General features: G+C 50.8%; 17 protein-coding genes, 1 tRNA gene, 1 other RNA gene and 1 other annotated feature. Of the genes, 14 read left to right on the forward strand and 5 right to left on the reverse strand.

The features are described from left to right. The first annotated feature begins 4 nt into the window (after positions 1–4). From ACPT9Q_RS10410 to ACPT9Q_RS10420, 3 genes are all read left to right on the forward strand, one after another. Positions 5–1,003, forward strand: a complete 999-nt coding sequence (locus ACPT9Q_RS10410) for a substrate-binding domain-containing protein (protein ID WP_427365789.1) — start codon at positions 5–7, stop codon at positions 1,001–1,003. A gap of 4 nt (positions 1,004–1,007) precedes the next feature. Continuing rightward, the gene (locus tag ACPT9Q_RS10415) at positions 1,008–1,838 is read left to right on the forward strand and encodes an ATP-binding cassette domain-containing protein (RefSeq protein ID WP_017873230.1); all 831 of its coding nucleotides are present in this window, start codon (positions 1,008–1,010) and stop codon (positions 1,836–1,838) included. Between the two features lie 62 nt (positions 1,839–1,900). Continuing rightward, positions 1,901–2,860, forward strand: coding sequence for an ABC transporter permease subunit (locus ACPT9Q_RS10420; RefSeq protein WP_017873229.1), 960 nt, complete (start codon positions 1,901–1,903; stop codon positions 2,858–2,860). On the opposite strand, the gene rnpB is transcribed toward ACPT9Q_RS10420, so the two are convergent. The 5 genes from rnpB to ACPT9Q_RS10445 form a co-directional block, all read right to left on the reverse strand. Then, an RNA gene (gene rnpB / locus ACPT9Q_RS10425) (RNase P RNA component class A) lies at positions 2,859–3,209 on the reverse strand. The two genes, ACPT9Q_RS10420 and rnpB, sit on opposite strands and share 2 nt — an antisense overlap. A 9-nt stretch (positions 3,210–3,218) precedes the next feature. Next, on the reverse strand, positions 3,219–3,653 hold the full coding sequence (locus tag ACPT9Q_RS10430; RefSeq protein WP_017873228.1) for a reverse transcriptase-like protein: 435 nt from the start codon (positions 3,651–3,653) through the stop codon (positions 3,219–3,221). Further along, positions 3,634–4,332 (reverse strand): zinc ribbon domain-containing protein, encoded by a 699-nt coding sequence (locus tag ACPT9Q_RS10435; protein ID WP_427365790.1) that lies wholly within the window; start codon positions 4,330–4,332, stop codon positions 3,634–3,636. Before ACPT9Q_RS10435 ends, ACPT9Q_RS10430 begins: the two co-directional genes overlap by 20 nt. Next, on the reverse strand, positions 4,329–5,423 hold the full coding sequence (locus ACPT9Q_RS10440) for a Nif3-like dinuclear metal center hexameric protein (protein ID WP_427365791.1): 1,095 nt from the start codon (positions 5,421–5,423) through the stop codon (positions 4,329–4,331). The genes ACPT9Q_RS10435 and ACPT9Q_RS10440 overlap by 4 nt, the downstream gene beginning before the upstream one ends. A gap of 22 nt (positions 5,424–5,445) precedes the next feature. Continuing rightward, positions 5,446–5,520 (reverse strand) — tRNA-Ile (locus tag ACPT9Q_RS10445). 366 nt (positions 5,521–5,886) lie between these two features. Between ACPT9Q_RS10445 and ACPT9Q_RS10450 the strand changes: the two genes are divergently transcribed. From ACPT9Q_RS10450 to ACPT9Q_RS10500, 11 genes are all read left to right on the forward strand, one after another. After that, complete coding sequence (locus ACPT9Q_RS10450) at positions 5,887–6,918, forward strand: LacI family DNA-binding transcriptional regulator (protein WP_427365792.1); 1,032 nt, start codon at positions 5,887–5,889, stop codon at positions 6,916–6,918. Between the two features lie 84 nt (positions 6,919–7,002). Continuing rightward, entirely contained in the window at positions 7,003–9,015 is a 2,013-nt protein-coding gene (locus ACPT9Q_RS10455) for an ABC transporter substrate-binding protein (RefSeq protein ID WP_427365793.1), read from the forward strand. A 61-nt stretch (positions 9,016–9,076) separates the two neighbouring features. Beyond that, positions 9,077–10,069 (forward strand): ABC transporter permease, encoded by a 993-nt coding sequence (locus ACPT9Q_RS10460; RefSeq protein ID WP_427365794.1) that lies wholly within the window; start codon positions 9,077–9,079, stop codon positions 10,067–10,069. Further along, positions 10,062–11,195 carry an ABC transporter permease gene (locus ACPT9Q_RS10465; RefSeq protein WP_427365795.1) on the forward strand — a complete coding sequence of 378 codons (1,134 nt, stop codon included), beginning with the start codon at positions 10,062–10,064 and terminating at the stop codon, positions 11,193–11,195. Before ACPT9Q_RS10460 ends, ACPT9Q_RS10465 begins: the two co-directional genes overlap by 8 nt. Next, the gene (locus ACPT9Q_RS10470) at positions 11,158–12,231 is read left to right on the forward strand and encodes an ABC transporter ATP-binding protein (protein WP_427365796.1); all 1,074 of its coding nucleotides are present in this window, start codon (positions 11,158–11,160) and stop codon (positions 12,229–12,231) included. The genes ACPT9Q_RS10465 and ACPT9Q_RS10470 overlap by 38 nt, the downstream gene beginning before the upstream one ends. Then, positions 12,218–13,219: an ABC transporter ATP-binding protein gene (locus ACPT9Q_RS10475; RefSeq protein WP_427365797.1), complete on the forward strand. Its 1,002-nt coding sequence runs from the start codon at positions 12,218–12,220 to the stop codon at positions 13,217–13,219. Before ACPT9Q_RS10470 ends, ACPT9Q_RS10475 begins: the two co-directional genes overlap by 14 nt. A 40-nt stretch (positions 13,220–13,259) precedes the next feature. Then, positions 13,260–14,618, forward strand: a complete 1,359-nt coding sequence (locus ACPT9Q_RS10480) for an alpha-glucosidase/alpha-galactosidase (protein ID WP_427365798.1) — start codon at positions 13,260–13,262, stop codon at positions 14,616–14,618. A 28-nt stretch (positions 14,619–14,646) separates the two neighbouring features. Then, complete coding sequence (melA, locus tag ACPT9Q_RS10485; protein WP_427365800.1) at positions 14,647–15,969, forward strand: alpha-galactosidase; 1,323 nt, start codon at positions 14,647–14,649, stop codon at positions 15,967–15,969. A gap of 33 nt (positions 15,970–16,002) precedes the next feature. Next, positions 16,003–16,245: a binding site (T-box leader), on the forward strand. Between the two features lie 38 nt (positions 16,246–16,283). After that, positions 16,284–17,513, forward strand: a complete 1,230-nt coding sequence (locus ACPT9Q_RS10490) for a homocysteine biosynthesis protein (protein ID WP_017873909.1) — start codon at positions 16,284–16,286, stop codon at positions 17,511–17,513. 2 nt (positions 17,514–17,515) lie between these two features. Next, positions 17,516–17,935 carry an NIL domain-containing protein gene (locus tag ACPT9Q_RS10495; RefSeq protein ID WP_427365802.1) on the forward strand — a complete coding sequence of 140 codons (420 nt, stop codon included), beginning with the start codon at positions 17,516–17,518 and terminating at the stop codon, positions 17,933–17,935. Continuing rightward, positions 17,936–18,667 (forward strand): hypothetical protein, encoded by a 732-nt coding sequence (locus tag ACPT9Q_RS10500; protein WP_017873911.1) that lies wholly within the window; start codon positions 17,936–17,938, stop codon positions 18,665–18,667. The last annotated feature ends 5 nt before the right edge of the window (positions 18,668–18,672 follow it).

Below are 18,672 nucleotides of genomic sequence, written 5' to 3' on the forward strand. Positions count from 1 at the left end.
CAGAATGAAGCGGAATCGGCTGTGGGTGTTGGGATTTGCGGTGTTCCTTATCCTTGGGGCTTTTGTAACTTCGGCACTTGCCCAGGAGGAAAGCCCCTTCAAGGATATTACCATTCGATTCTTCTGCGGTGGTCCTCCAGGGTGCCCGTTTGCGAGCGTTGTGTACCGTGGTGCTCAGCTGGCTGAAAAGCTTATGGGCTGCAAGGTGGAATACGTTTGGTCGAACTGGGATCCCGAAATGATGGTGCGCCAGTTCAAGGAAGCCGTTGCGGCAAAACCTGATGGTATCGCTGTTATGGGCCATCCCGGAGACGACGCCCTTCTGCCCCTCATTGACGAGGCTTTCGCGCAGGGTATTATCGTGACTTCGCAGAACACCACCCTTCCTAAGGCTGAAGCAAAGTATAGATCAAAAGGCTTTGGTTATGTCGGCCAGGAACTCTACGAGTCTGGACGGCTTCTGGGTCAGGGATGCCTTGAGCGCTTCGACCTTAAAGCTGGAGACCGGGCTATGGTCTGGGGTCTTCTCTCGCAACCTACCCGCGGTCTCAGAACGAAGGGGGTTATCGATGCTCTGGAAGAAGCAGGGCTTGTTGTGGACTATCTCGAAATTTCCCCTGAAGTGAACGCCGATGCCCCCCTTGGCGCTCCGGTCTTTGCTGCGTATGTTTCCTCGCATCCAGATGTTAAGCTTGTGGTTACGGACCATGGTGGGCTCACTGCTACTTTAGAAACATACTTTAAGGCCGCCGGGAAGGGACCTGACGACATGTATGGCGCTGGATTTGACCTCTCCCCGGCCACCCTTGAAGCTATGCGGAAAGGGTACTGTGACCTGATCCATGACCAGCAGCAGTTCCTGCAGGGGTTCCTGCCGATTGTCCAGCTCTGCATGAGCATTAAGTACAAGTTTGCTGGCCTCCATATCGACACCGGGTCTGGGCTTGTGGACAAGACCAACGTTGAAGAAATCGCTCCGCTTGTGGAGCAAGGGATTCGGTGAGAGGATGGCTGAACCTTCTGAAGTTCTCGTCAAGATGGTCAATATTCGGAAATCCTTTGGGCATGTGGAAGTGCTCCGGGGGGTCAACTTCGAGGTAGGGTACAACGAAGTCGTCGGACTTCTGGGTGACAACGGTGCGGGGAAGTCAACGCTTATCAAGATCCTCACCGGTGTGCATCAGCCTGATTCGGGAGAGATTTACTGGAAAGGGAAAAAGCTCGTCAATTACTCTGTGGCCATGGCACGAGAACTGGGTATCGAAACGGTCTTCCAGGAACGGGCGCTTTCGGAGCAGCATTCCCTCTGGCGCAATATCTTCATGGGTCGGGAGATCACCAACCGGTGGGGGTTCATAGACATTCGAAAACAGAGAGAAGAGGCTGAACGAATCATCCGGGAGTACATGGGTTTCACTTCCTCGGCACTCAGCGTTGACGCTATAGTCGGGACCATGTCCGGAGGAGAAAAACAGGGTGTGGCGATTGCAAGGGCTCTGCACTTTCAGGCGGATCTCATTATTCTCGACGAACCAACAACGGGTCTTTCACTCTCTGAGACACAGAAGGTGTTGAGTTTCGTCGAGGAGATTAAGAAGAAAGGGAAATCGGCCATTTTCATCACCCATAACATCTACCACGTGTACCCGGTGGCGGATCGCATTGTGATTCTTGACCGGGGAAAGGTGGTAGGAGAGTTTATGAAAGCGGCGATTTCTCTGGAGGAACTCGTTGAGAAGCTCTACCTTGTGGCCCGCACCGGTCGTCTTAATGGTGAGAGTGAGACCTCGCAGAGGACACCGACGACCCCTCATGGTCTTGAGTCACTCATGCCCTGAAAAGACCCCGGCTGCTTGCCGGGGTCTTTTCTTTTTGAGTCTTCTTTCTGGGGGGAAGAAGAATGAGGAACAGATGGCTTTCGGAGAACAGAACGCAAGTCAGCATTCTCTTTGTCCTCTTCGTTTTGCTTTTGCTTTTCATCATCAGTAGTCCGAAAACTTTTCTCTCCGGGGATATCTACGCTGCCTTTATGTCCACGATACCGTTTTCGATGATTATGGCCCTCTCGCTTACTCTTGTTGTGATCTGTGGCGAGATGGACCTTTCCTTCCCTTCCATTATGGGGTTTTGCGGGTACGTTTTCACCCAGGTTTTCCATGCCACGCGGAGTGTTGCTCTGGCCCTTCTTGTTTGTGTTATTGTTGGCCTTGTTGCTGGATACCTGAATGGTCTTCTCGTGGTGAAGCTTCGCTTGCCCTCTCTTGTGGTCACCATTGGTACACAGTTTTTCTGGGCTGGTCTTACCCAGGTCCTTTGTCAGGGGTTGGGGAAGACTCTGGTTCCTACCAAGGAGAGCCCCCTGTACTACCTCCTTGTGGGGAGGGTTCTAGGAAAAATTCCGGTTCAAATGTTCTGGGCAGTCGTTGTGGCCTTTTTCCTCTGGCTTGTTTTGAACCGGCACCGGTTCGGGGCTCACATTTACTATACTGGAGACAATGAGGCCAGTGCCCGGGTGATGGGAGTCAATGTAGATCGGGTAAAAATCATTGTCTTTACACAAATGGGCGGGTTTGCAGCCTTTGCAGGAGTCCTTGCAAGTTTAGAAGTCCTTTACTTCTGGCCCACCCTTGGTCAGGGGTATCTCCTAAAAACTATCGCTGCTGTTTTCCTTGGTGGGACACCTGTTGAGGGTGGTGTGGGGACTATCTTTGGGACCTTCATCGGAGCCATTATCATTGGAATCCTTGAAGCTGGCATCATTGCTATGGGGCTTTCAGGGTTCTGGACACAGCTTGTTTACGGTCTCATCATTGTCATTTCCATTGCGATCCATTCAGTCCTGCGGCGAAGGGTGGCTTGAGGAGGGCAGGTCTGTAAGCCGAGTTCTGTACTCTCCCTGAGAGAGAGTGGCAACCATCTATCTGGGGAGTGGGTTGCCCCACTCCTCAAGCGGCTAACCCGAAGGTCAGCGAGCCACCTCATCCCTTCCTATTTAGCCTTGCTCCGGGTGGGGTTTGCCAGGCACGCCGGTCACCCGGCGTCCGGTGAGCTCTTACCTCACCTTTTCACCCTTACCCCTTCCGGGGCGGTATGTTTTCTGTGGCACTTTCCTGGGGTTACCCCCACTGGGTGTTACCCAGCACCCTGCTCTGTGGAGCTCGGACTTTCCTCAGGGAGTTTTGACTCCCCGCGGTTGCCCGACCTACCCTCCTCAACAACTATAACCGGACACGGGAAGTGAGTATTTCGGAAGCCAGGGAATCCGCCCGTCGATTTTTCTCCCGGGGAATGTGAGTGATGGTGAACGAAGGAAATCCCTGAATACGCTCTTTCACCAGCTGGTGAAGAGAAGAGAGCCTCGGAGACCGAACCCTGTAGGTGCCCTGGAGTTGTCGAACCAGAAGCTCACTGTCGGAAAAGACTGAGAGTCTTTTCACCTTCCACTGGCGCAGAAAGTCAAGGGCCAGAAGTAATGCCCAGTATTCTGCCTCGTTGTTCGTTGCAATCCCGATCCGGGAGGCCATTTCAAAAAGTACGTTACCATCCCCGTCACAGACCACAAAGGCTGCGGCGCTTTCCCCCGGATTTCCCTTTGAGGCACCATCGACAAAGACCAGGAGTTCGTCGAGCGGCTCAGCAGAGGAATCGTCCACAGTTTGGGCACCTCACGACGCCTTCTTTTCTTCGGACTGCTTTGGCCACCACGGTGGGCACGGTGAGATGGCATCCTTCACACACTTCCCCTGCAAGGGGAACAACAGCGTTTGGGAATTTCTTTCGAAGATCTTCGTAGCGGATGAGGATTTCCTGGGGGAGCAGGGCGGCAATACTTTCTCGCTCTGCTTCAAGGGACGAAAGTTCTGACCTTAGAGTAGCAATTTCTGTCTCTATAAGGGCTATTCTCTGGGTAAGGTCCTTTTCGCGCTCGGAGGAGAGCTTTGTTTTCTCCCGGAATTCCCGCTCCAGGTTTTCCACGTTTTCCATCTCAAGAAGAATCTCGTCCTCAAGGAGACTTTTGGTTTCTTCGAGTTTTTTCATGCTTTTTTCCCACTGAGCGAGTTCCTTAGAAGAGGTGATTTCTCCGCTGTAGAGCTTGTTCTTCGTGGTCATCCACTTTTCTTCAGCCTCTTTGAGTTCGAGTTCCTTTCTGGCCAGCGCAAGACGGGCCTTTTCCAGAGCCTGCTTCAGGAGGCGAAGTTCCTCTTCTATCCGCCTTTTTTCTCCCTCAAGGGTTTCTCCTTCCCTGGTTCTTTTGGCAATCCTCTGTTTCAGGTTGTCCCCCCGGTGGTCTATTTCCTGGAGTTTCTGCAAAAGCCCAAGGATGTCACTCATGGGACATCTTCTTCGAAGAGGATACTGACCTTCAAACCTTTCTTTTGCGCCTGTTCTCTTAGAGAAGGAACAAGTTCTCGGAGCGCTCGCCGTTCCCCCTCACCGTGCGGAAGGTGAAGGTAAGAAACGCTGGAAAGACAAAGGGTCTCAACATCATGATGGGTCAGGTCTCCGCTGATGAAGAGATCAGCTCTTTCTTCGATGACCCTGGTAACGAGCCTTCTTCCGCTTCCAGGACAGAGGGCGATTTTCTGGAGAACTGCCTTTCTCTCTCCAAAGAATTCCATACGGGGTATCGCCAGAGAAGCTATTCTCTCTTCGAAGGCCTCCCATGGGAGAGGGGAGGAGAGGTGTACTGTTCTCCCAAGGCCTGCTGAAGAGGAAAACGTCACAAGAGGGTAGACATCCACAACGGGCTGTTCATAGGGGTGGGTCCTGTGGAGAGCTTCCAGAACCTTTTCAAGGCAAGAAGACATCACCTCGACTTCAACCCGGATTTCCTCCACTGTCTCTCGCTGACCGGGGGTACCAATGAAAGGCCGGGCTTCTGCCCGAGGAAGGAAGGTTCCTGTTCCCGGAAGAAGGAATGCACACTCCTCGTAATTTCCTATAATCCCCGCACCCTGGGCAAAGAGAGCTCTGAGCACCTCATCGAGGTGGGAAGGAGGAACAAAGGTCACAATCTTGTATTTTCTTCCGTGTATTACTGGTAGCAAAGGTTTTGTGGATCCCTCAAGTCCCAGGAGTTTTACCCACTGGTCGGCAATCCCCCCTGGCGCAAGGTCGAGATTGGTGTGATGGGCAAGGACGGAGATTTTCTGGAAGTACAGCTCTGCAAGCATGGAAAAGAGAGGGTCTAAGTAAGAGAGCCTGCTGAGGGGTTCCCAGAGGGGAGGGTGGTGAAGATAGAGAAGGTCGATTCTTTCTCTTGCGGCTTTCTTAAGGACCCGAGGATTGAGCTCTAAAGCCACCATGACCCTGTCTACAGTGTCTTTTGCCTGGACCTGGAGACCAACGCGGTCTTCGGGAAGAGCAAGGGAGGAGGGGAATATGTCTTCAAAGAACCAGACAACGTTCTGTAGTGGTTCCATCGCTCCTCCATAGGGGAAAGAATGGTGGGTCCACCCGGATTCGAACCAGGGACCGACCGGTTATGAGCCGGCTGCTCTACCGCTGAGCTATGGACCCACGGGCAGTAAAAATATACCATACCCTTTGGATTTTTATCAAGGTCTGCGACGTTCTCGCCGTTCGGAATAACTCCTGCCATGGTCTGCAGGATTTCCTATTTTGCTTTTTCAGGGGGGCATTGCACTCATCCGAAGGCAATCTGCACCAGAGAGGACATCTGTATTTGGTTTCTTCTTGTTTCTTCTTTTTAGGGGGGTATACACTATCGCTACTGAATCCGAAGGGGGCCTCTGGGTGTTCCTATTTGAAAGGTGGAAAGAAAGAGACTTTCCCTCAGCTGGTGAGGAGTGGAGAACTTTGTGAAAATCCCCCTTGACAGAGGGGTATGAGAACGTTACCATATTCCTGGGAAAGGGGTAGAGTATGGAAAGGAGAACCGTCACCATCAAAGACGTAGCAAGGGAAGCTGGAGTTTCCGTTGCTACCGCGAGCAGAGCCCTTGGGAACTACGGGTACGTAAGTAAAGAAACACGGAAAAAGGTCCTCGAGGCAGCGGCAAAGCTCAACTACAACCACAATCTGGTGGCAAAGAGTCTGCGCACCCGCCGCACATTCACCATAGGGTACCTTCTCCCAGACATCACCAACCCCTTCTATGCTGGCATTGCGAGGGGGATTCAGGACGTGGCCTTTGCTCGGGGGTACAGCGTGATTCTCTGTAACAATGATAACGATACCACAAAGACAGAGCGGTTCTTTAAGATGTTCCTCCGCAGCCGGGTGGAGGGGATTATCTATTCGACCCCGTACAACGAGGCCTTGAGAGAAATGGTCGAGAGAGCTATCGAAAGTGGCATTCCCGTCGTCAACTGCTATGGATCAACCCGTGTTCCTGCGCTCGATGTGGTCATGGGGGATGCTGAAGGGGGGTGTTACAGGGCAACAAAGTATCTGCTTGAGCTTGGTCATCGGAAGATCGCCTTCGTAAAAGTGAGGGAGAGTGGTATCAGCAAGAGACGATTTGAGGGTTGCCAAAGAGCTCTGGAAGAATTTGGAGTTACCGCATCACCAGATTTTTTGATTGAAGTGGACGATTATTCTCAGGAAAGTGGATATCTTGGTGCGAAGACTCTCTTTGCTCGTTGGGATCTTCCCACGGCGATTTTCGCTTTCAGCGAGCAGCTTGCTATTGGAGTTTTAAGAGCAGCTCGTGAGAGCGGTGTCAAAATTCCCGAAGACCTGTCTCTTGTGGGGGTTGATGACGTTATCGGGGAGGTTTTACAACCACCGCTAACCAGTGTGCGTATCTCTACACATGAAGCAGGAAGGACAGCTGCAATGCTCTTGTTTGAGCGGATTGAGAAAGGGTTTTTGAGCCAACCTCGCAGGGTAATTCTTGAGGAAAGGCTTGTTGTGAGAGGTTCTACTCAGCAAGCAAGAATTTCAGGGAGGTGATGTTAGAGGGATACTGTGGCAAAAGGTGGTGTTTGAGGCTCAAGGTTTATGGAGAGAATGAGCCTACGAAAGGAGGGCAAGGAAGTGAGACGAGGGTTTGCTCTGTTTATAGCGTGGGTCGTGGTGATAGGGTTGGTGACCACCGCTATTTCTCTTGCACAGGAATATCCAACATTTGAAGTTCACGAAATCATTCAGTACAAAGCACTTCCTCAGTACAGTGAGGCACCTGAGTTGGCAGAGGCGGTAGCAAGAGGAGAGCTTCCTCCAGTTGAAGAACGGTTACCTAAGAAACCGGCTGTAATCATGACCTCCGGAATGTCGGACGGCCCAGGAGTTTATGGAGACGTTTGGAGAACAGTTTCTGCGGTGCCGACGGCAGGATGGAACTGGGCTGCGGGAGTCGTGGGGGGTTGGTTCGGAATAGAAGAGTGCATGCAGGAAGGTTTGGTCCACACCGGTATGGCGTGGCGGCTAAAAACTGGTGAACCTGGACCAAACTTAGCAACCCACTGGGAATGGTCTGAAGATGGCAAAACTTTGACTATGTACCTTATTGAAGGAGCGAAGTGGTCGGACGGACATCCTTTCACCGCAGATGATGTTCTCTTCACTTACTATGATTGCATTCTTGATCCCCATGTGCCTAGCTGGCAGGGTGCCGGTACCTGGACAGTGGGAGGAGAAGTAGCTCAGCTGGAAAAGGTCGATGATTACACTATACGTTGGCATTTTGCCAAACCCTTCCCAGTCTATTTGCTCTGGTACATGGGTTATCTGAACTTTTCTGTGGCACCTGCTCATGTTCTGAAACCATATCATCCCAAGTATAATCCCGAGAAAACCTATGAGGATTTTATTAACGCCCTGCCCCCGCACAAGCTACCCCCGGTGGTTCTCGGAGCCTGGGTGCCGGTATACTTTAAGGAAGACGAAGCCTTGATCATGAAGAGGAATCCTTACTACTGGAAGGTCGACGAAACCGGTAAGCAACTCCCCTATATAGGCGAGTTCTACTTCAGGAAGGCCAGAGCAGGCATTCAGCGAGATTTAGATCTTGTGGCTGGTACCTGCGATCAGACGCACCTTGAAACTCCAGGAATATTTACCTTCATCAGTGAACAGGCCAGACTACCTGGTGCTCGCTTTAAGATAATTCCTGGACGGTGGACTTTGACCTTCGCTTTAGAGCTCAATCTGTCTCTGTATCAGGGGGTAAAAGATGAGCGGGATCGAGCATTAAGAGAGCTTTTCCGTAACTTAGAGTTCAGAAAAGCCGTTTCGCATGCTATCGATAGGGAGACGATAGCCAGAACACTGGTTCCTGGCCCGATGCTGAGGCCGTTGCCAAGTGGTTTTCCTTCTGGAGCTGATTACTACAACGCTGAGGCAGTGGTTTCCTACCCCTATAACCCCGAAAAGGCAAGAGAACTCCTGGCAGGTCTGGGATTTAGAGACACTGATGGAGACGGGATCCTCAACTGGACTTCAGGACCTCTTGCGGGGGAAAATCTTACCATATCGGTGAAGGTACACGAAGATCAAACTGCCTGCATAGACATTGTAGAGATGTTGGTGTCCATGTTTGAGGCAGTAGGAATTCGACTGGTTCCTAAGGTTGTACCTGCTACGGTGGGGCAGGCAATGGATACTGCTGGTGAGTTTGAGTTCAATATGGCGCGGCAGGATTTCCTCTCTGCCCCTTACACAGTGCTGGCTTCGCTTGCTCCAGTGACTGCTCAGACTCCTAACTGGCATCGTGCAGGTCCTGGGGATAAAAGGGATCTCTTACCCTTTGAGGCAAGGATGATAGAAATTGTAGAAGCCCTGAAATACGAGGTGTCTTACGAGAAAAGAAAGGAACTTTTCAGCGAACTGCAAAAGCTGTGGACCGAGAATCTCTACACCATTGGTGTTATCGAAGGTATTTACAACACAGCTATCACGAAGCGATTTAAGAACATCCCGATAGGTGTACCTGCCAGGCTCCATCAGTGGTTCCATCTCAACGTGATGCAGGAACAGGTGTGGACGCCAAAAGAAGAGCAGCTTCCAGAGTTCCTACCCGGGGTAATAGTGAAATACTCGAAGGATTAGAGTAAGGAGCACCTGACAGGGGGCATATGCCCCCTGTCAGGTGTATCAGGGGGTCCTTGGAGTGAGTAGGTACGTTATACGTCGAGTGCTCATGAGTATACCCACGCTTTTTGTCATCAGTGTCGTTGTATTTGTGGTGATCCAGCTTCCTCCTGGGGATTACATGACTACTGTGCAACTTCAGTTGCAATCCTTAGGGGGATTGACCGAGGCCGAAGCAGCCAAGGTTGCTCAGGAACTTCGGAAAGTCTACGGGCTGGACAAGCCTTTATATGTTCAGTATCTGGTATGGATGAAAAACATTATTACTCGGGGTGATTTTGGTTTTTCCTTCCAGTACCGGAAGCCAGTGGCTGATGTCATCTGGGAAAGACTTGGTTGGACCATTCTTATAGCCTCTTTATGCCATCTCATCTCGACTCTGGTGGGTATTATGATCGGCATTTTCTCGGCCACTCATCAGTATCGCATAGGGGATTATGTAGCAACCTTTTTTGCTTTTATAGGTCTCTCCACCCCAAGCTTTTTCTTGGCACTGGTTGCCATGTACATACTGGCTTCCAGAGGTATACAACCTGGTGGGTTATTCTCACAGTATTACCTATTTGCTCCTTGGAGCTGGGGGAAGTTCGTCGATTTGCTTAAGCATATCTGGATACCTGTGGTTATTGTTGGTTTGGCTGGTACTGCCAGGAACATGAGAGTGATGCGAGGAAATCTTCTTGACATACTTAACCAACCGTATGTTCTGACCGCCCGCTCCAAGGGTTTGCCAGAAAGAACTGTGGTTTTTAAGCATGCTGTTGTGAACGCTTTGCACCCTATTATTATGTATCAGGGCATGGTGCTTCCTTTTATGATCTCGGGAGAGATTGTAGCCAGCACCGTGCTCAATATACCTACCGCGGGGCCAATGTTCTACAGTGCTTTGGTTTCGCAGGATATGTATCTTGCTGGATCATTCCTTCTCCTGGTAGCGGTCTTTTTAGTCGCAGGAAATCTGTTAGCTGATATTCTGCTGGCATGGATAGACCCCAGGGTGCGATATGACTGAGAAAAGGACAATGCGAGTAGCAGTGAATGTGGTTGAGGCGGAGCGAGGGAAGAGCTACGTTCAGCTGGTGTGGAGGAACTTTAAGAAGAATCGTATGGGGTTGCTGGGTGGAGTTATTATTGTAACCCTTGCGTTTTTGTCTCTCTTTGCCCCCTTTTTTGCTCCTCATGACTACTACAAGCTGGACGCTGATAAAGCTTACCGACCACCTCAAAGAATCCGTTTCTTCGATGCCGAAGGGAAATTCCACTGGAGGCCTTTTGTATACGATCTGAAGCTGGATATAGACCCGGTTACCTTTAGCAGGATTTACCGCGAGGATACCAGTAAACCCCTTTACATAAGATTTTTTGTCCGGGGATGGGAATATCAAATTTTCGGTTTCCGTTCCACGTTGCACCTTTTTGGTGTAGAGGAAGGCTCAATACATCTCCTGGGTACGGATCGTCTTGGCAGGGATCTTCTGGGAAGAATCCTCCATGGGGGAAGGGTCTCACTGACTATAGCTCTTTTTGGGGCAGTAGTTACGGTGATTTTAGGTTCCATTTTAGGGGCGCTGTCTGGTTATTATGGTGGTTTTGTTGATATGCTGGTGCAGCGGGCTGTTGAGGTGTTGCAGTCTTTTCCTCAACTGCCTCTCTGGATGGCTCTCACAGCTGCTCTTCCCAGAACTTGGTCCTCCCTTCAGGTCTTCGTATGTATGGTGGTCATATTTTCCTTCCTGAACTGGCCCATGTTGGCCCGAGAGATCAGGGGCAAGGTACTGTCTCTCCGCGAACAGGATTTTATTGTTGCAGTGAAGGAAATGGGAGGGTCGAATTCAAGAGCTATTTTCCGACATCTTTTGCCTAACTGTCTCAGCCATATGATTGTGGTTCTCACCATAAGCATTCCTGAGCTTATCTTGATGGAGAGTGTTTTGAGTTTTCTTGGTCTGGGAATTCAACCCCCGATGATAAGCTGGGGGGTTCTTTTGCAAGGGGCTCAAAGAATAGAGGTCATCGGTCTGTATCCGTGGGTAATGTTTCCATGTGCTTTTATTATTCTTGCGGTGCTTGGTTTCAACTTTTTGGGAGATGGATTGCGAGATGCTGCTGACCCCTACTCCGTTCGAAGATCGTATTAACGGCTGGACGGATGTTGGTGAAGTGATCTTGGAAGTGAGAGGTCTCAGGAAATACTTCCCTCTGACCAGAGGATTTTGGAAAAGAACTGTCGGATATATACGGGCTGTTGATGGAGTAAGCTTCTTTATCAGGGAAGGAGAAACACTTGGGCTTGTGGGAGAGAGTGGTTGTGGAAAAACGACTCTTGGTAAGTGTGTTCTAAGGCTTATCGAACCTACTGCTGGGGAGGTCTGGTTTAAGACTCGTGAGGGCAGAAGGGTCGAGCTCACAAAGCTTGGTTTAGAAGAACTCAAAAGCATGAGAAGAGAAATGAGAATGATATTTCAGGATCCCTTTTCCTCCTTAAATCCTCGACTGACGGTGATGGAAATAGTAGGAGAACCCATGAAAATTCACCGTTTGGCTCAGGGAAGGGCCCTGGAGGAAAGAGTACGGGAATTGCTGGAGATGGTGGGTTTAAAAGCTCAACACATGAGGCGATACCCTTATGAATTCAGTGGGGGACAGAGGCAGAGAATTGTCATAGCCAGGGCTCTGGCCTCTAATCCGAGATTGATTGTTGCTGATGAACCAGTCTCGGCTTTGGACGTCTCGGTGCAGGCACAGATCCTTAATCTCCTCGAGGATCTCAAGAGTGAATTTCACCTAACCTACCTTTTTATTTCCCATGACCTCAGTGTGGTTCAGCATGTCAGTGATAGGGTAGCAGTCATGTATCTGGGGAGATTGGTTGAGCTTGGAGATACCGAAGCTGTTTACTTCACTCCGAAACACCCTTACACCGAGGCTCTACTCTCTGCCATACCAAGGGTGGATCGTCGGAAAAAGGTTGACCGCATACTCCTAAAGGGTGATGTTCCCAGTCCGCTTCATTCCCCTTCGGGATGTAGGTTCCATCCTCGTTGCCGGTATGCAGAAAAGGTCTGTATTCAGGAAGAACCAGAATTAAGGAATGTAGGGAATAGCCATTACGTGGCTTGTCACTTTGCCGAAAGACTGGCTCTTCGAGGAGTGGAGATCGATGCCTGCGGGTAGCAACAATCCTCTCATTCAGATTCATGGACTCCGTACGTATTTTTACACCGATGATGGTATCGTTCGGGCGGTAGATGGGGTTGACCTGGTAATTGAAGAAAGGGGAGTACTGGGTGTCATAGGTGAAACGGGAAGTGGCAAGACTGTATTGGCGCTCTCCGTTATGCGGTTGGTTCCACCCCCTGGGAGGATAGTCGAGGGGAGTATCCTTTATCATCGTGGAAACGGAAGTTGTGTTGATCTGGCTCTTCTGGATCCTAAAGGAAACGTAGCTCGGGAAATACGAGGAAAGCACATCTCAATGGTTTTCCAGGAACCCATGGTTTCTCTTAATCCAGTGTACACGATTGGAGAACAGATTATCGAAAGTATCGTAACCCACCAGAAAGTTCCCTATAGAGAGGCCAGAGAGAAGGCCGTCCACATGTTGGAGCAAGTGGGCATTCCGGAACCGGCTAAAAGAATAGACGACTATCCTCACCAACTCAGCGGGGGTATGCGACAGCGAGCAATGATCGCCATGGCTTTAGTGTGTCATCCTCGGCTTCTTATCGCTGATGAACCTACCACAGCTCTGGATGTGACAGTGCAGGCTCAGATCCTGGAACTCTTAAAAAGACTACAGCAAGAGATGGACATGGCGATAATGATTATCACGCATAATCTCGGAGTTATCGCTGAGATTGCTGATTATGTGGGAGTAATGTACTTGGGGAGAATCATGGAATACGCCAGTTGGACGGAACTCTTTGAAAATCCTTTGCATCCCTATACTCAGGACCTTTTTAGATCCATACCCTACTGTGCGCGCAAAAAGGATAGGAAGAGGCTGGAAGTTATCAAAGGCGATATTCCAGACCCTTACGCAAGGATTGAGGGGTGCCTCTATGCGTCCAGATGTTCTCGTTTCTCTTATAGATGTTTAGAAGATCCACCACTGGTTGAAAAGGGCGACAGGCATCTGGTGAGATGCTGGCTTTATGTATAGGAGTTCGAAGAAACTTGCTTCTGGAAGTGAGGAATGAAAAATGCCGAAGATCGTGATCATCGGTGCAGGTAGTGTTGTTTTTGCTCAGAAACTGATCGTTGATATTATGACTTTTCCCTCTTTACGGAATAGCACCCTTGCGCTTGTGGACATCGATGAAGAGAGGCTGGGGATCATTGCACGACTTACAGAAAAGCTCAAGAAACAGGAATGTTTCCCTATATCTATTGAAGCAGCCACTGACAGGAGGAAGGTCCTGAAGGATGCTGATTATGTTATTAATATGATTCAGGTCGGAGGTCTTGAAGCGTATCGCCTTGACGTCGAAATTCCTCGTAAATACGGCATAGACCAGACCGTAGGAGACACCCTTGGTCCAGGAGGGGTGTTCCGGGCCCTTCGTACGGTCCCCGTGCTTCTTGAAATCTGCCGCGACATGGAGGATCTCTGTCCAAATGCGCTGCTCATTAATTATACGAATCCTATGGCTATACTCTGCTGGGCTATAAACAAGGCGACTCATATTAAGAGTGTGGGTCTCTGCCATAGTGTTCAGGGGACTGCTCGCCAGCTTGCCGAGTACATCGGGGTGAAAGTTGCAGATACCATGAAGTACGAAACTGAGGAGCACGCCTTCTTCTACAAACCCATGCCTGCAGATATTGATTACTGGGTAGCCGGAATAAACCATCAGGCTTGGTTTTTACAATTCAGATACCGGGGAGAAGATGCTTATCCTCTTCTTCGAAAAGCCATGGAAGACCCTCACATATACTCTCAGGATATAGTTCGTTTCGAAATCATGCGTCACTTTGGCTACTTTGTGACTGAGTCGAGCCATCATATGTCTGAGTATGTGCCTTACTTTCGGAAAAATCCTGATCTTGTTACAAAGTACATTCCCAGGCGCTGGGATTATTACGAAATATGTCGAGCGGGACTTGCGCCCTATTTAGAGAAGATCCAGCGTCAGATTCGAGGTGAGGAACCCATAGAAATTCGGAGGAGTCTCGAGTATGGTGCGTATATCATTAACGCTATGGAAACTGGAGAGGTAACACGGATCAACGGCAACGTGGCCAATACAGGTCTTATCACGAATCTTCCTTATGGCTGCTGTGTCGAGGTTCCCTGTTTTGTGGATCGTCTGGGGATACATCCTTGCTTTGTTGGCGATTTACCCCCCCAGCTTGCCGCGATTAACAGAACCAATATCAATGTGCAGGAGCTTGCTGTGGAAGGGATATTACAGCAGAGAAAGGAGTACATCTACGAAGCAATAGCCCTTGATCCCCTTACCTCAGCAATACTTACTCTCGATGAAATTCGTAGCATGGTTGACGAGATGTTTGAAGCAGAGAGGGAATACCTCCCTGAAGGCTGGAAGTTCCTGGTATAAACACGATTCCCAAGAAAGGGTGAGAACAGTGAAAATCACTTTTATCGGTGCAGGAAGTCTGATTTTTACCCGAAGGCTCCTTGTGGATCTTGTGCGGTTGCCCTTTCCCCGCGAAGGGATAGAAGTTGCCCTTGTGGATATTAACGAGCGGCGACTTTCCTACATCACCCGGATTGCTCAGCGAATCTTTGCCGAAAATGGCATTCCCATTGAGAGAATCACAGCCACAACAGATCGAAGAGCGGTTCTTGAGGGTTCACAGTACGTTTTTATTTCTATTCTTGTGGGCGATATCGAAGCTATCCGAAAGGACATTGAAATCCCCCTGCGTTACGGGGTAGACCAGTGTATTGGGGATACCATCGGTCCTGGAGGTGTCTTCCGGGCTCTGCGGACCGCACCGGTAATTCTTGACATCTGTCGGGATATAGCGGAGCTCTGCCCCGAGGCCTTTGTCTTTAACTATACCAACCCAATGTCGATTCTCTGCTGGGTCGTGGAAGAAGAGTATCCCTCTTTACGGTTTTACGGCCTCTGCCACAGTGTACAGCATACTGCAAAGCAGATCGCCGAGTACATGGGTTGGCCTCTTGAGGACCTCGAATACTGGGTCGCTGGAATCAACCACCAGGCCTGGTTTCTGGAGCTTCGTCTTCGAGGGAGGGATGTGTACCCTCTCCTGAGGGAGAAGGCCTGGGATCCCGAAATTGCGAAGAAGGATACCACCCGCGTTGAGATGCTCAAATACCTCGGGTACTTTGTTACCGAGTCGAGCGGCCACAATTCAGAGTACAACCCCTGGTTCAGGAAAAGACCGGACCTCTTGCAGCGCTTCACCCCAGGAGGGGGGTGGAACGGCGAAACAGGGTTCATTCTCAAGCTTTACGGAAAGGACCGGGAGAGTTACGAGCAGGAACTTGAGCGAGTTGCAAGTGGCACAGAACCTATAAGTTACGAGGAGAGCGAAGAATACGGGATGAAGATTATCTATGCCCTTGAGGGTGGAGGGATTTTCCGGGCGAATATCAATCTCCCCAACCGGGGTACTATCACGAATCTTCCTCCTCAGTGTATCGTTGAGGTTCCCTGCTTTGTCGAAAAAGGGCGTATTCGGCCTGCTTTCGTTGGGGATTTACCATTGCAGCTTGCGGCACTCAACCGCATGGTGGTGCAGAGCCAGGAAATGGCGGTGCATGGTATTCTTGAAAAGCGCAGGGACTACATATACTATGCACTCTATTACGACCCTCTCACTGCAGCAGTTCTTTCGCTCGATGAGATCAAGAAGATGGTTGATGACATGTTCGAGGCAGAGCGAGAATACCTCCCCAATGAGTGGTATCATTCTTGACAATTCCTATCGCCATGGTATAATATCCCCAGCCCAGAAACGATGAAGGGGATGAGTAGTCAGGAAGGGAATCAGAGAGAGCCAGGGAGAGGTGGGAGCCTGGTATTCCTGACCTGATGAACATGGCCCCGGAGTTGCGGTGACGAAGCGAGAGTAGTGACCGACGGGTGGTTCCCGTTACAGAGCCGCGGTGTAGAGAAGCACCGGCAAGGAGGCTGGCTTCCCCGGAGTCAGCGAAGAAGGGTGGTACCACGAGCACAACCCCTCGTCCCTTCGGACGAGGGGTTGATTTTTATGTAGGGGAGGTGTTGCCAATGGGCACGAAGCTTCGAACCTACGAGGAAATCAACGAGAAAATCAAAAAAGGCCAGGTTGTGGTAGTGACCGCAGAGGAAGTCGTAGACCTTGTACGGGAGAAGGGCGTTGAGAGGGTTGCCCGGGAGGTCGATGTGGTCACAACCGGTACCTTCGGAATCATGTGTTCTTCAGGAGCCTTTCTGAATATTGGTCACACAAAGCCAAGGATGAAAATCCACGAGGCGTATCTGAACGGGGTCATGGCCTATGCTGGTCTTGCTGCAGTTGACCTCTATATCGGAGCCACACAACCGGCAAAGGACGATCCTCTGAACAAGGTTCACCCCGGGGAATTCCGCTACGGTGGTGGCCACGTCATTCAGGACCTTGTGGCAGGAAAAGACGTGCTCCTTGAGGCTTATGCCTATGGGACAGATTGCTACCCCCGAAAGAAGCTCGTCACCTGGATTAACATCCGGGATCTCAACGAGGCCTATCTTTTCAATCCCCGGAATGCATACCAGAACTACAACGTGGCGGTGAACCTCTCAGACAAGACCATTTACACGTACCTTGGGGTTCTTCTTCCTCGGATGGGCAATGCAGGATATTCTTCGGCTGGGCAGCTTTCGCCACTTCTGAATGACCCGTATTACCGGGTCATAGGCATAGGGACTAAAATCTTCCTTGGTGGGGGAATTGGGTATGTGGCCTGGCAAGGGACACAACACAACCCGACTGTTGAACGAACGGAACGGGGGATACCCAAGGGCGGAGCAGGAACTATTGCGGTCATTGGCGACCTAAAAGGGATGAGCCCCCACTGGCTCTGGGGGGTGAGCATTCGGGGGTACGGCTGTTCTCTCGCCCTTGGTCTTGGTATTCCAATCCCTATTCTCGACGAAGAGACACTTTACTACTGTTCGGTGAGCGATGAAGAGATTCTGGCTCCTGTGGTGGACTACAGCCACGCTTATCCCTACGGAACGGGGGAAATCCTGGGGTATGTGAGTTATGCCGAACTTCGAAGTGGCAAGATTACAATCGGGGGCAAGGAAGTGCCTACTTCTCCCATGTCCAGTTACAGCAAGGCTAGAGAGGTTGCCCTGACGCTCAAGAAGTGGATCCAGGAGGGAAAGTTCACCCTGACCCAGCCGGTTGCCCAGCTTCCCGGAGTGGAATCGGGTGTACGGTTCAAGAACCTTGTGGAACGCCCTGTTGAAGCCAGTGTGATCATTGGGAGGTAAGGATGATGAACAACAACGGTTCAAAGAAAGTCGTCCTCCGGTTTCCTCAGGAGGTAGCCGATCGTCCGATCGTCTGCGAGCTTGCTTTGCGCTTTGGATTACGGTTCAATATCCTTCGGGCTTCTATTTCTCCCCATCGAGAGGGAATCATGGTGATGGAGCTCATTGGTAGTCGGGATAGGCAAGAGGAAGGCCTGGAATTCCTGAGGGAAAAGGGTGTTTTTGTCGAGCCTTTGAGCCAGGACATCCGTATGGTGGAGGAGCGGTGTTACCACTGTGGTACCTGCGTGGGCCTCTGTCCCACAGGAGCACTCTCGATGGAGCGACCCTCCTTCCTTGTGCGGTATGACCCGGCGAAGTGCATTGCCTGTGAACTCTGTGTCCTCGCCTGTCCAACCCATGCCATGGAGGCGCTCCTTTAAGTGCACCGGTATGTGGAGCGGTGGTATCGAAAGTATATGCAGGCCGGGGATCTTGTGTCCTTCTCGGTGAAGGTGAAGGAGAGCGACCTCTTCATCTTCGCCGAGAAGGACCTCAAAAAGGAAGCGGAGGCCTGTCTTCTTCGGGAGCGAAGGAACCTCGAAGCCTATATCCGTTATGATCCCCGCTTTGCTGAATCGCTCACTCCCATCCCTGTTCCCTCCTTTGCTCCCCGGATATGCCGGCGTATGGGCTGGGCTGCACAGGAAGCCGGCGTCGGGCCAATGGCTGCAGTAGCAGGGGCCATCAATGAAGCTATTGCGGAGGAACTTTTGCCTTTCAGTCCTGAGCTCATCATCGAAAACGGGGGAGACCTTCTTGTAACCTCTTCACGGGATCGCCTGGTGGCCGTTTATGCTGGTGAGGACTCTCCCTTCAGTTTCAGGATAGGCATTCGACTGCGTGGTGGAAGTAGCTGGGGGGTTGCCACCTCTTCAGGGAAGGTGGGGCCTTCTTTGAGTTTTGGGCATGCCGACGCCGTCGTTGTCGTGGCCAAATCTGCAGCTTTAGCTGATGCCTGGGCGACGAGTCTTGCCAACCGGGTTCGGAAAAGAGAAGATGTTGCTTCCGTTTTACGTTTAGCCCGGCGCATTACCTCTTTGGAGGGAGTCGTCGTGATTTTTGAAGACCTTCTTGGGGTGGAGGGCAATATCGAGCTCGAAAAGCTTACCTGAGGCCC

It is taken from the genome of Candidatus Caldatribacterium saccharofermentans (assembly GCF_050267035.1).
Classification (GTDB): Bacteria; Atribacterota; Atribacteria; order Atribacterales; family Caldatribacteriaceae; genus Caldatribacterium; species Caldatribacterium saccharofermentans.